General features: G+C 72.4%; 8 protein-coding genes. 5 read left to right on the top strand and 3 right to left on the bottom strand.

All coding sequences use genetic code 11. The annotated features are described in order from the left end of the window. Positions 1-16: 16 nt before the first annotated feature. On the bottom strand, positions 17-544 hold the full coding sequence (locus IPJ59_RS22360) for a hypothetical protein (protein WP_293273227.1): 528 nt from the start codon (positions 542-544) through the stop codon (positions 17-19). Positions 545-694: 150 nt separating this feature from the next. On the opposite strand from IPJ59_RS22360, the gene IPJ59_RS22355 reads away from it, so the two are divergent. Both IPJ59_RS22355 and IPJ59_RS22350 read left to right on the top strand, forming a co-directional pair. Then, positions 695-2386: an ArnT family glycosyltransferase gene (locus IPJ59_RS22355; RefSeq protein ID WP_293273226.1), complete on the top strand. Its 1692-nt coding sequence runs from the start codon at positions 695-697 to the stop codon at positions 2384-2386. A 134-nt stretch (positions 2387-2520) separates the two neighbouring features. Further along, the gene (locus tag IPJ59_RS22350; protein ID WP_293273225.1) at positions 2521-4248 is read left to right on the top strand and encodes a M4 family metallopeptidase; all 1728 of its coding nucleotides are present in this window, start codon (positions 2521-2523) and stop codon (positions 4246-4248) included. A 127-nt stretch (positions 4249-4375) separates the two neighbouring features. Here the strand turns inward: IPJ59_RS22350 and IPJ59_RS22345 are convergent, their stop codons facing one another. Beyond that, positions 4376-4531 carry a hypothetical protein gene (locus IPJ59_RS22345; protein ID WP_293247931.1) on the bottom strand — a complete coding sequence of 52 codons (156 nt, stop codon included), beginning with the start codon at positions 4529-4531 and terminating at the stop codon, positions 4376-4378. Positions 4532-4728: 197 nt separating this feature from the next. On the opposite strand from IPJ59_RS22345, the gene IPJ59_RS22340 reads away from it, so the two are divergent. From IPJ59_RS22340 to IPJ59_RS22330, 3 genes are all read left to right on the top strand, one after another. Next, the gene (locus tag IPJ59_RS22340) at positions 4729-5010 is read left to right on the top strand and encodes a hypothetical protein (protein WP_293273224.1); all 282 of its coding nucleotides are present in this window, start codon (positions 4729-4731) and stop codon (positions 5008-5010) included. 470 nt (positions 5011-5480) lie between these two features. Next, positions 5481-8240 (top strand): carboxypeptidase regulatory-like domain-containing protein, encoded by a 2760-nt coding sequence (locus IPJ59_RS22335; RefSeq protein ID WP_293273349.1) that lies wholly within the window; start codon positions 5481-5483, stop codon positions 8238-8240. A gap of 44 nt (positions 8241-8284) precedes the next feature. Then, positions 8285-11284 (top strand): carboxypeptidase regulatory-like domain-containing protein, encoded by a 3000-nt coding sequence (locus IPJ59_RS22330; RefSeq protein WP_293273223.1) that lies wholly within the window; start codon positions 8285-8287, stop codon positions 11282-11284. 135 nt (positions 11285-11419) lie between these two features. Here IPJ59_RS22330 and IPJ59_RS22325 read toward each other — a convergent pair whose 3' ends face one another. Continuing rightward, positions 11420-12871 (bottom strand): amidase, encoded by a 1452-nt coding sequence (locus tag IPJ59_RS22325; protein ID WP_293273222.1) that lies wholly within the window; start codon positions 12869-12871, stop codon positions 11420-11422. Between the last annotated feature and the right edge of the window lie 506 nt (positions 12872-13377).

The following is a 13377-nucleotide window of genomic DNA, read 5'->3' as shown; positions in this document are numbered from 1 at the left end:
CCTGAAGGGGGGTCGGTCAGGCGATGCCGGGGCAGCGGGTCTTGAGCTTGCTGCAGACCGGGCCGGCGACCGGGGCGACCGGGTCCTCGCCGGCGGCGTCGCAGGAGGCGTCGCGGATCGCGGCGGCGGTGGCCTCGTTCTGCTCGCTGAGACAGGCCTCGATGTCGGCGACGCTGGCCTCGCAGGTGGCGAGGAAGGTGAGCGGGCAGCCGTCGTCGGTGCCGATGTCCTTCGCCGGGGCGTCGAGGCACATCGGCACGAACAGCTCGCAGCTGGCGACCGGGTCCTTGGCGGTGGCCGAGAAGGCGATGCCCTGGGCGACGCAGCTGGCGTGCTCGCGCTCGGCGTCGCTGTTGTGGGCGGCGAGGTTGTCGACGCGGGCCTGGCAGAGGGTGTCGGCCTCGCTGGCGGTCAATTCGCTGCCCAGCTTGTCGGCGGGGAGGCCGGAGTCGACCGCGCCAGGGCCGCTGTCGCCGCAGGCGAGGCAGGCGAGGCAGGTGACGAATGTACATGCGAGGGTGAAGCGGAGGGTCGGGCTGCGCATGGCGGGCGATCATGCGGAAGATCAGCGCGCGGGGCAAGATCGTGGCGGGGTGGGCCCGGGCGAGGGCGCGTGCCTGCTGCAAGGGACATGTCGGAAGGGACAGGCGAGGGTTGGACGCGGCGGCGGCGGACGTGTTAGCAATCTGCGCCGATGGACGCGGCGAGCGGCGGGTCTGAGGGCGGGTCCGGGGGCGGCTGGGCGGGCCGGCTGACGCGTGGGCCGGGGCTGCTGGTGGTGCTCGGGGTGGTGCTGCTGGTGGCGACGCGGGCGTGGCACCCGATCGCGGGGCTCGGCAACGCGGACATCGCGGGGATCCTGTACGAGGCGGACGTCATCTGCGACGGTGGGGTGCCGTACCTCGACACGCTCGACATGAAGTCGCCGGGGAGCTGGTTCTTGTTCGCGGCGATCTTCGCGGGGCTCGGGCGCTCGATGGCGGCGGTGCAGCTGGCGTACACGGGCTGGATGTTGCTGGCGGCGCCGGCGATCTGGCTGGCGGCGCGGGCCCTGTACGGGCGCGGGCTGGCGGCGGGGGCCGCCGTGCTGCTGTATCTCGGGGCGGTCGGGTGGTTCGACCTCAACTATTCGGCGTGGATGACGACGCCGTACGCGTGGGCCTTCGCGTGCCTGTTGCTGGGGCTGCGCGGGCGCTGGTGGTGGCACCTGCTCGGGGGGCTGTTCGCGGCGGTGGCGGTGGCGATCAAGACGCAGGCCTTCGTGCTGGCGCCGTGCTTCGCGCTGGTCTGGTGGTGGGCGCGGCGGCGCGGGCAGCCGGGGGCGACGCTGTCGGCGTGGCCGCTGTGGGCCGCGGGGGCGCTGCTGGGGCTCGCGCCGCTGCTGCTGTGGTACCAGCAGCAGGGCGGGCTGGGGCTCGTGATCGCGGGGCTGTTCCCCTTCGAGTCGGCCGGCCAATACACGGCGGTGGTGCGGCACGAGACGTGGTGGGGCTGGCGCGCGTGGAAGATCCCGCTGCAGCTGGTCGCCGTGTTTCCGCTGCACGCGGCGCTGTCGCTGGCGGCGCTGCTCGGGGCGTGGCGCGGGCGTGGAGAGGGCGGGGCGGGGGCGCTGCCGGTGCTCCCGCAGCTGGTGCTGCTGGCGATGAGCGTGGTCGGCTGCGGGGTCGGGGGGCTGCGATTCTATGTGCATTACCTGCCGCAGTACCTGCCGGCGCTGGCGCTGCTGGCCGCGCATCCGCGGGCCTGGGAGTATCTGCGGCGGGCGTGGGCGCCGGGGTCATGGCGGGTGCGCTGGCTGCCGGCCGGACTGGCGGCGCTGTGCGGGGTGGTGACGCTGGTGCTGGTGGTGCAGATCCCGCTGGGGATGGCGGCGCGGGTGGATCACCGCGGCAACCCGCGCGCGCGGGCGGTGGGCGAGTATATCGCGGCCCGCACGACGGCGAATGAGACCGTGCAGGTGTGGGGTTGGGCCGGGTGGTCGGTGTATTTCTGGGCTCACCGCCGCGCGCCATCGCCGGTGTTCAAGGTGCTGGGGCAGGCGACGGAGTACAACCAAAACGGGCTGTTCACCCGCTCGCTATCGACGGACTTTCGCCCGGGTCCGGCGGCAGACATGATGTTGGCGGCGTTCCGCGCGGCGCCGCCGGCGTTCTTCGTGCGCAGCGCGAGCTTCTTTCCCGGGGTGAAGGCAGATCCGCTCGAACAATGGCCGGAGATGCGCGAGATCGTGGCGGAGCAGTATGTGCTGCGCAAGCGCTTCGGGAAGCTGCGGGTGTATGAGCTGCGCTCGCGGGTGCCGGCGGATGAGCTGGCGGCGCTGGTGAAGGGGGCGCCGGCGCAAGCGAAGGTGAAGGCCAGGCCGCGGCCGAAGCAGCGGCGGCGCTGAGCGGGCCTGGCACGGACGGCGAGACCGCGCGTGTTTTGGCGATCGCGCTCGACCCTGCACAGGATGGGGTCGGCGTGGTGGTCGTGCTGCGGCCGCGTGGATGGTAGCTTCGTCGTAGCGAGGGGGTGGGGCCGATGGAGAAGCGTGGATTTCGTAGTGTTCGCTATGTCGCCGCGGAGCGGGATGTGGAGGAGCTGGGGGCGGTCGAGCCGATGCTGTCGTTTGCCACCTCGGACGGCGGCGACGAGGAGGTCGGCGACCTCGCGCGGCAATACCTCGACCGCGTGCTCGAGCTGGAGGGCGGGGCCGGGCTGAGCTTCGGCGTCGATGCCGAGCCGGCGCCCGAGCTGACGCGCAGCAGCGTGCAGGCCTCGCCGCTGAGCAATTCCAGCGTGGTCCGCTTCGCCCAGGCGAGCGGATCGATCCCGATCTTCGGCTCGCATATGCTGGTGGAGGTCGGCGCCGACGGGAAGCTGGTCGGCGTCGAGGCGGAGCTCGCCGCGGTGCAGGGGACCTCGCCGACGCCGACGCTGGCGGCCGACGAGGCCGCGGCCCGGATCGCCGCGCTGGCGGAGGTCGATCCGGCCGCGCTGCAGGGCGCCGGGGCGCCGAGCCTGACCTACTATCACGACGACGAGGTCGACCGCTGGCACCTCGTGTGGTTCTTTCACGACCTGGCGGTGGCGCCCGCGGGCGGGGCCAATCATGAGGGGCACGCGGAGCACGCGAGGCGCGGCCACGGCGGCTCACCGCGACATCGGGTGGTGCGCTTCAATTACCTCGTCGATGCCCACGACGGCGAGGTGGTGTTTCACTATAGCAGCGCCCCGCGAGCGCGGGGCAAGGCGCACGAGCAGGCGGCGATCCCGAGCAAATGTCAGGGCCTGGACGCGCTCGGCGAGCCGCAGGAGTTCTTCGGGCAGGCGGTGGCGGAGGGCTATGAGCTCAGCGATCCGATGCGACGGATGCGGACCTTCGACATCGCGGGTGGGGATATCAGCGCAAGCCCGATCCGCCTGCCGAAGCAGCCGATCCGCCACGCCGGGGCGGACTTTGGCGGCGATTACCAGGCGGCCGTGTCGGCGCACGTGAATGTGGGCCGGGTGCTGGATTTCTATCGATCGATCTTGATGCGCGACAGCGTCGACGACAAGGGGATGGAGATCATCTCGGTGGTCAACTGCATCTCGAGCGACGACGAGGATCCGCCCGACTGGAGTAACGCGACGTGGTGGGACGGCCGGATGTGGTACGGGCAGATGCACGACGCCGGGGGGCAGGTGCGCAGCTTCGCGGCGTTCCTCGACGTGATCGCCCACGAGCTGACGCACGGGGTCATCGAGCACACGGCCGACCTGATCTACAAGGGCGAGTCTGGCGCGCTCAACGAGTCGCTGTGCGATATCTTCGCCATGATCATCGGCAACTGGTACCGCGTCGGGGCGGACTCGGACCCGGCGCATTGGAGCTGGGAGTTCGGCCCGGGGCTGGGCGGGTCGGGCAAGCCGATCCGCGATCTGAGCGACCCCGGGCGGACCGGCGATCCCGATCACATGTCGCGTTATCTCAAGACTCGCGAGGACGAGGGCGGGGTCCACACGAACAGCAACATTCATAACAAGGCCGCATATTTCCTGATCACCGGGGTCGACGGCGCGGGCAAGGCGGTGATCAGCCCGCGCGAGGCGGCGATTCTCTATTACATGTGCCTGCTCCGCCTGCCGCAGCGGGCGACCTTCGCCCGGACCCTGCGCGGCCTGGTCGACGTGGCGCGCAGCTACTTCGCGGCGGCCGAGCGCGAGCGCAAGGTCGCGGCGATCGAGGCGGCCTACGGGCGGGTCGGGATCTCGCTGGTCGAGTGACGAGCCGGGAGAGCGAACAGGCGTAGGAACCAGTCCGCGCATTGGTGAGCGACGGGCTCCGCGGCGACCCGTATTCGCTCACCTGTCGTCGACCCGGATGCCGCCACGAGGCGGCCCGGGCCGCCAGTCAAATGTCGTTGATCTGTCCGTCGGGCGCGACCGCGGGCTTGGGAGCAGCCTTCGGGGCCTCGGAGCTCTCGGCTGGCTCCGAGGCCGCGGGGTCCTCGGCGGCGACCGGGTCTTTGGGGTCTTTGGGGTCTTTGGGGTCGACGGGGTTCGTCATGGCTTCACTCCTTTGGTTCACGGCGCGTCTCGACTTGCAGGATGCGGGAGCCGGCGTAGCTCCGTCAATTCGCGGATCAGCGCCCTTTGGCGCGCGCGCCGAGAGCCGTCGCGCGGTTGCGGAAGGCGCAGCGGACATTCGCGGATCGCTCGGCGCGGACGCTGCGCGGGGGCGTACAATGCCGGCGGAGGGCTTCCATGAGGCACGTGTGGTTTGTGCTGATGCTGGTGGCGGTCGGTGGCTGTCCCAAGGGACAGGAGAGCGCGGCGCCGACGGCGACGCCGGGGGCCAGCTATGTGGTCACCCGCGAGACGCCGTTCTATGACAGCGGCTGCAAGCAGGAGCGCGCCAACGACGGCAAGCTGGCCAAGGGGACCCGGTTTACGCTGGTCGGCGAGCGCGAGGGCTGCTGGAACGTGAAGCTCGCGGGGGAAGACGAGGTGTACATCGTGCCGGATCGGGTCGCGCCTGCGTCGTGATGCGGGCCGGGGCGGTCGTGCCGGACCGGGTCGCGCCGGTGCAGTGAGGCGGGGCCGCGTCGATGACCCCCGGGAGCACACAGGCGCGGGATCGGTGGGGTGGGCTTCACGTGTGGGCGTGGGACCCCTACAATAGATGACGGTGTTGGGAACTAAATTCGCGGGCGCGCGTGTCATGCAGGGTGGACCCGGGGGCCGAGGGACGAGCTGTCCTTCGGGGCAGGTGAGCCTGTACGAATGGACAGGGCCCCAGGGACAGGACCCGAAGGCCAGGTTCGAGGAGTGACGAGGATGGGGCGACGGACCAGCTCGCGGGCGATCGTGGGGGTGCTCGGGCTGCTCGGGGTGCTCGCGCTGCTGTGGTGGTGGCGTGGGCCAGGCGCGGAGGCGGAGGCGGAGCAGAGGCGGGGGCGGAGGCCACGGCGGCGGTGGCGGGGCCGCGGGACCGGCTGGAGCTGCCGGCGTTGCCGGTGGGGCTGGGGCTGGCGGCGGTGTCGGGGACGGTGCGCGACGAGCAGGGCCGGCCCGTGGCGGAGGCGAAGGTGTGCGCGCTGCTCGAGCTGCCGTGGCAGGCCGGGGGCGCGGAGGAGCTGCGCTGTGCCAGCAGCGGGCGCGACGGGCACTACCGGATCGGCGAGCTGCTGCCGGTGAGCCACCGGGTCAGCGGGATGGCGCGGGGCTTCGTGCCGATGTTTCACACGCGCGGCGAGGGCGAGGCGCAGCGCAGCACGGTCGCGCTGCGGGCGGGGCAGGAGACGCGGGGGATCGACATCACGCTGCAAGGCGGCGCGGTCGAGATCACGGGGGTGGTGCGCGACCTGAGCGGTGGGCCAGTCGAGGGGGCGCAGGTGTCGGGTGGTGGCCAGAGCGTGGGGACCGGGGTGGCGATCGCGGCGTCGGGGCCGGAGGGCGAGTTCTCGCTGTGGGTGCAGCCGGGGGAGACGCGGGTGTGGACCAAGGCGGAGGGCTACGTGCCGGCGCAGGAGGGCGGGGTGGCGCCCGGGCATCGCTTCGAGCTGAACCTGGTGCCGGAGTCGGTGCTGATCGGGAAGGTGGTGCGCGCGGGGGATGGCTCGCCGATCGCGGGGGCGATGGTGTGGGCGTCGGAGGGCGGGCAGCAGGTGATCAGCGACGCGAACGGGGCGTTTCGCATCGACGAGCTGCTGCCCGGGCCGTACAAGGCCCGCGCCGAGGCGGATGATGCATACGGACTTGCGAAGGAGCAGGTGATCCTCGGCTTCGGCGAGACCTCCGCGCCGGTGGTGATCGAGGCGCATCCGGCGTTCATGGTGGCTGGGACGGTGGTGGTGGCGGGTGGCGGCGGTTGCGATGCGGGCGGGTCGATCGGCGTGGTCGACCAGACGCAGGGGCGGCAGGACTACGCGGTGCTCGAGCCGGACGGGACGGTGCAGGTGCGCGGGCTGCTGCCGGGGGAGTACACGGTGTATGTGCGCTGCGACGGGATGCTGTCGGCCGAGAGCTATCCGCCGGTGCAAGTGCGCGGGGCGAGCGTGACGGGGCTGCGCTGGGAGGTGACGCGGGGGCAGGCGATCCGCGGGGTGGTGGTCGATGGTCGCGGGCAGCCGGCGTCGCGGGTCACTTTGTATGCGAGCGGGCAGGCCGACCCGACGCAGCCGCGGGCGCGGCTGATCAACAGGTCCTCGCTGGCGACGGACGAGCAGGGGGGCTTTGTGCTGCCCGGCCTGGTGCCGGGCAAGTATCTGGTGAGCGTGCTCGATTCGCATCCGTCGCGGGCCCTGCCGGCCAAGCCGATCGCGGTGGAGCTGCTGGCGGGGCGGGACCTCGAGGGAGTGCGCATCGAGTTGCCGGCGGGGGGCGAGCTGAGGGGTTGGGTGCGCGACGCGAGGGGGCAGGGGCTCGCGCGGGTGACGTTGTCGCTGACGGGCGGGCGCAGCCAGTGGCGCGGGGCGGGCGACGACGGGAGCTTCCACTTCCCGGAGGTGTCGGCGGGTGAGTATCGGCTGTCGGCGCGGCGCGGGGAGAACCTGCTGCGCGCGCCGGGGAGCGGCGACGACGACCTGCAGGGGGTGCCGGTGACGGTGCGCGCGGGGGCGGTGGAGATGGTGGAGATGGTGGTCGAGGTGGCGGACGGGAAGATCTCTGGCGTGGTGCGTGATGCGGACGGCGGGGCGGTGAGCGACGCGTTCATCGAGACCGGGCGCGAGTCGGAGAGCGCGGCGGCGGTGGCCGGGGAGGCGGGGCGGCAGCGCTGGCGCATGTACACGGATAGGCCGCTGCTGACCGACGCGGACGGGCGATTCACGATCGAGGGGCTGCTGCCGGGGAAGTACAGCGTGCGGGCGCAGCGGCGCGGCGGCGGGCAGGCGCTGCGCGAGCACGTGGCGATCGGTGAGGTGGTGACGCTGACGCTGGCGGAGACCGGGAGCATGGCGGGGACGGTGGTGCTGGCGGGCGGCGGGGCGCCGGAGGAGTTCACGCTGACGCTGCGCGACCCGTTGAGCGGGTACCACCGTACGGATCAGTTCTTTCGCACTGGCGGGGCGTGGCGGCTGAATGAGCTGGAGGACGGTGACTTCGAGATCGCGGTGACGGCGTCGGGCGGGACCGGGAAGGTGAAGGTCGCGCTGGCGCCGGGGGAGGACAAGACCGGGGTCACCGTGCAACTGGCGGGGCAGGTGACGGCGCGCGGGACGGTGGTGGACCTCGAGGGCGTACCGGTGGCTGGGGTGTCGGTGGTGATCACGACGGGCAACAGCTTCCGCTTCGGGACGCCGACGGGCGAGCACGTGAGCGACGCGGCGGGGCGCTACACGGTGAAGCAGGCGCCGGTCGGGGTGGTGCAGGTGATGGCGATGCCGCGCTCGACCACCGAGTATCAGTCGACGCGGACGACGGTGACGATCGCGGAGGGCGAGGCCGAGGTGGAGCTGCCGCCGATCCGGATGACGCGCAACTTGGTGGAGCGCGGCGACCCGGTGGGCAACCTCGGGTACACGCTCCGGCACGTGGAGCCGGGGGCCGACCCGCTGCAGCGGCGCCAGGTCGTGGCGGTGGTGCGGCCGGGTGGGCCGGCGGCGGCGGCGGGGCTGCAGGCCGGCGACGAGATCGTGATGGTCGAGGGACAGAGCGTGATCGGGGCCGACGCGTATCTACACAACAACCTCACGATCGTCCCCCCGGGCGCGGTGGTGCGGCTGGGGCTGGCGCGCGGGGTGACGGTCGCGGTCACGGCGGGGAAGCCACCGTGATGCGCGGCGTGGAATTTCTCAGGTGAGAGCGGAGGAGCGTGGCGATGCAACGAACGGAACAGTCACGGAGTCGATGGCCGGGCGTGCTCGCCCTGTTCGCGCTGGTCGGCGCGGGGGTGTGGTTGTGGCGCGGGCGCGAGGCGCCGGCGGAGGCGACCGAGGTGGACGACGCGGAGCTGCGGCGGGCGAGCGAGGCCTCGCGGGCGATCGATCTGGACGCGCTGGGCAAGTCGCGGCTGGTGATCGATCCGCGGCGGGCGGAGCGGGCGTCGATCGCGGGGACGGTGCGCGACCAGAAGGGGGCGGCGATCGCCGGGGCGATGGTGTGCGCGCGGGCCCACTCGGAGAAGCTGGCGAGCGCGGACACGCGGCGGGCGACCTGCACGAGCAGCGAGAAGGACGGGCACTACCAGCTCGACGGGCTGTTCGGGGTGAACCACGGGGTGACGGCCAGCGCGCGGGGGTTCATCGCCGACACCTATCACCGCGGCGAGGGGGTGGCGCGGCGCACCAGCGTGGAGCTGCGTCCGGGGGCGGCGGTGGCGGACATCGACATCGTGCTCGAGGGCGGCGGGGTCGAGCTGCGCGGGGTGGTGAAGGACCTGAGCGGCGGGCTGATCGAGGGGGCGCAGGTGATGTCGAACATGGCGCTCGGGTTCACCGGGGCGGACGGCAACTTCAGCCTGTGGGTGCGGCCGGGCGAGGGCTGGGTCTCGGCGGACGCGGATGGTTATGCGCCGGGCTGGGAGTCGGGGGCGGTGCCGGGGCACTTCTTCGAGGTGTATCTGACACCGGAGTCGGTGCTGGTCGGGAAGGTCGTGCGGGTGGCCGACGGGACGCCGGTGGAGGGCGCGCGGGTGACGGCGGAGAGCGGGGGCGACGGCTGGAACCAGGCCGCGGCGATCACGGACGCGGGCGGGAACTTCCGGCTCGATGGGCTGCGGCCGGGGCCGTACAAGCCGAAGGCGGAGGCGGACGACGCCTTCGGCCTGGCGGACGAGCAGGCGATCCTCGGGCTCGGGGAGACCTCGGAGTCGATCACGATCAAGGCGCACCCGGCGTTCTTCATCGAGGGCAAGGTGGTGATCACGGGCGAGGGCGGCGATCAGGCCTGCGACCAGGCGTGGGTGACCCTGGAGGACAAGGCCAACGCGCGCAAGGAGTGGGCCTCGCCGGAGAGCGACGGGACGGTGCGGGTGCGCGGGCTGCTGCCGGGCGAGTTCACGGTGGAGATCAATTGTCAGGGCTTCATCTCGCCCGAGCACGCGCCGAAGGTGAAGCTGGTGGACAAGAGCGTCGCGGGGCAGCGCTGGGAGGTGACGCGAGGTCTGGCGATCCGCGGGGTGGTGGTCGACGCGAGCGGGAAGCCGGTGCCGCGGGTGAGCGTGAGCGCGTCGCCGAAGCCGGACCCGAGCCAGCCGCGCGCGCACCAGACGGGCACCTGGGGCGGTGATACTGACGCGCAGGGGAAGTTCGAGATGGCTGGGCTGCTGCCCGGCGAGTACCAGATCAGCCTGAACGTGTGGGAGCCGCCGCGGGCGACCCCGGCCAAGCCGATCCCGGCGACGCTGACGAAGGGCAAGGACCTCGAGGGGCTGCGGCTCGAGCTGCCGGCGACCGGCGAGGTGAAGGGCAGCGTGCGCGACGCGAAGGGCAACCCGATCCCGCGGGCCAACGTGTCGATGCACGACGGGGTGCACTGGCAGAACACGGCGGCGGGCGACGACGGCAGCTTCAGCTTCCCGTTCGTGGCGGCGGGCGAGTACCGGCTGACGGCGCGGCGCGGCTGGGGCGACGAGATGCGGGCGCCGGGGACCAGCGACGACGACGTGCAGGGCGAGAAGGTGACGGTGCGCGAGGGCGGGGTGGAGGAGGTCAAGCTGGTGGTCGAGCGCAGCGACGGGCGCATCAGCGGGGTGGTGCGCGACGCCGACGGCGGGCCGCTGGCGGACGCGTTCATCGAGGCGACGCGGGAGTCGGACAGCGCGACGCAGGCGAGCGGGCAGGCGGTGCGCTCGGGGCGATGGGGCAGCTTCTGGCAGACGCCGGAGCTGACGGACCCGGACGGGCGCTTCGCGCTGGAGGACCTGCAGGAGGGCAAGCACACGCTGCGGGCGCATCGCAAGGGCGGCGGCGAGGCGATCCTCGAGCACGTCGAGCTCGGCGGTGATGTCGTGCTGACGATCGCCGAGGCGGGGCGGATGAGCGGGACGGTGACGCTGGTCGGCGGCGGGGCGCCCGAGGAGTTCACGGTGTCGCTGCGCGACGACGCGACCGGGTTCTCGCGCACCGACCACTTCTTCCGCACCAGCGGGGCGTGGACCCTGGCCGAGCTGCCGGCGGGCAAGTTCAAGGTGCGCGTCAACGCCGGGTCGGGGACGGCGGAGGTCGAGGCGGCGATGACGGCGGGGCAGGACACCAGCGGCGTGCGCGTCGAGCTGGCGCCGAAGGTGACGGTGCGCGGCAAGGTGGTGAACCTCGAGGGGCAGCCGGTGCCGGGGCTGCGGGTGTCGGTGAGCGCCGAGGGCGGGGGCGCGAGCTTCAGCTTCGGCGGCGGCGACGATGAGAAGCTGAACATCACGGACGCGGCCGGCCGCTACGAGGTGGAGCACGCGCCGACGGGCAAGGTGCGAGTGATGGTGATGCCGCGCAATTGGGACGACGAGGACTACGGCTGGACCTTCCTGCCGACCTTCGTCGCGGCGACCGGCGAGGCTGTCGAGATCCCGCCGATCAAGGTGAGCAAGAAGCGGGTGAAGCAGGACCAGGCGGCCGGCGACTTCGGTTACAGCCTCAAGCAGAGCGAGCCGGGCGCGGACCCGCTGGCGCGGCGATCGATCGTGGCGGTGGTCCGCCCGGGCAGCGCGGCGGCGGCGGGAGGGATGAAGATCGGGGACGAGATCGTGAGCGTCGACGGGCAGGACGTGACCGGCGGCAACAGCTACCTGCTCGGCTCGCTGACCGAGGTGCTCGAGGGGACGGTGGTGAACTTCGGGCTCGCGGGCGGGGGGACGCTGCAGATCGCGGCGGGCAAGCGGCCCTGAGCTGGTTGATGGGCATGTCCCTCGGGACATGTCGCGGGTTCTGGGCATGTCCCCCGGGACATGTCCTTATCTGGTTTACGGACATGTCCCTCGGGACATGTCCTGTGCCGCCGTCCCGAGGGCCTGTCGGAGCTATCAGGCGGCGACGGCGAGCGGGGGGTTGGCGCGGCGCCAGCCGCCGAAGGCCTGCTCGAGCGCGTGGGCGACGGCGATGGTGAGGCTGTCGTTGCCGCGGCGGGCGATCACCTGGATGCCGACCGGGAGGCCGCGGTGCCACAGGATCGGGAGGGTGGTGGAGGGGAACTCGAGCACGTTGAACAGGCCGGTGCAGACGAAATCGAAGGGGGTCAGCAGCGGCCAGCTGTGGCGCGGGGCGGGCCGGCTGTAAGGCGGGAACAGGAGGACGCCGCGCGGGCCGAGGGCCTCCTCCAGCTCGCTCTGGAGCAGCTTGCCGACGGCGACGAGCTCGTGCTTGCGGCCGGTGAAGTGGTTGGAGAGGTTCTCCAGGGCGACGACGATGAGGGCGGGGAGGGTGTGGCGGGAGCGGCCGAGGAGGAGGCGGGTGAGCTCGCGGACGACGGCGATCGGGCGGTCGCCGCCGAGGATCTCCGCGTAGGGCGGGCTGCCGGAGAGGGACATCATGGCGCTCCAGATCGGGAAGGCCTGGCGCATGCGCCGGCTCTCGAGGGTGCCGATGGTGGCGCCGCGGGCCGCGAGGGCCTCGGCGGCGCTGGCGATCGCGGCTCGCATCGGCGCTCGCACCCACACGCGGCCGTCGCCGGCCATCGGGTAGACCGTGACGCCGCGCAGGTCGATGCTCGCGGGGTCCGGGAGCTCCCACGGGCGGACGACGGCGTCGACGCCGTCGGGGCCGGCGAGGACGGAGAGGATCGGGTGCACGTCCTCGACGCGGCGGGTGAGCGGGCCGCAGACGAGGTAAGCGCTGAGTTCACCGCTGGCTGGCGGCCAGAAGCCGGTGTTGGGGACCATGCGCCCGGTGGGCTTGTGGCCGACGCAGCCGCAGAAGGCGGCGGGGATGCGGATCGATCCGCCGACGTCGGCGCCGAGGCCGAAGGCGACGCCGCCGCTGGCGACGATCGCCCCCTCGCCGCCGCTCGAACCGCCGGCGGTGCGGGTGAGATCCCACGGGTTGTGGGTGCGGCCGTAGACGTCGTTGTAGGTCTCCATCCACAGGCCGCCCTCGGGCACGTTGGTGATGCCGACGAGGATCGCCCCGGCGCGGCCGAGGCGGGCGACGGTCTCGGCGTCGTGCTCGGCGCGGACGTGGCGGCGCGACCAGATGCCGGCGCTGAGCGGCATGCCGCGGGCGCTGATGTACTCCTTGGCGGTGTAGGGCAGGCCGAGCAGCGGCGGCAGCGACTCCGGCGGCTCGTGCATGACGCGGTGTTCGGCGGCGCGGGCCTCGGCGCGGGCGGCCTCGTGGCGTTCGGCGATCACGGCGTTGATCGCCGGGTTCACGTCGGCGATGCGGTGGATGAGGGCGGAGAGCAGCTCGACGGGGGAGAGCTTGCGCTCGCGGATCCACCGGGCGAGGGTGACGGCGGAGCTGTCGAGCAGTTCGTGCACGCGCGGGAGTGTAGAGGAAAGCTCGCGGTGCGCCAGCGCTCGCCGAGACGACGCGGGCGCCGCGTCGGAGGCCAGAGATGCGGCCAGAGATGCGGTCAGTAGTGCGGCCAGTTGTACGGCCAGTCGCGCAGCCCGCTTCGTGTCGGTTTTCACATGTCCTAAGAGACATGTACTAACATTAGCGAGCGCGGCGCCACATGGTCACGCGCGGTAAAAACTGTTGCGGTCCGCGACGCGGTGCGGGTAGAGTGGCCCCCAGAGCGGTGGGCACGAGGCCTCCGCGGTCGGCGAGACGGTTGGGTGGTTGGAGTCTGGCGGCCCGCGGGGACGGAGCGGAGGCGCGAGTGGGTGGAGGCGAGGGCCTTGCGAATCATCGCACTTGGCAGGTGGTGGATAGAGCGTAGGTAGGTCCGCGTTATCGTTGGTTTGCAGCGCTGTCTGGGGAAGCCAGGCGGTCCCGAAGTGACAACGTCCGCGCCCCCGTGGTCGCCCAAACGGCTCCGGGG

Source organism: Nannocystis sp. (genome assembly GCF_016714285.1).
Classification (GTDB): Bacteria; Myxococcota_A; Polyangia; order Nannocystales; family Nannocystaceae; genus Nannocystis.
Note: the sequence above shows the minus strand (reverse complement) of the source record. Positions and strands in the feature narration are given on the sequence as shown.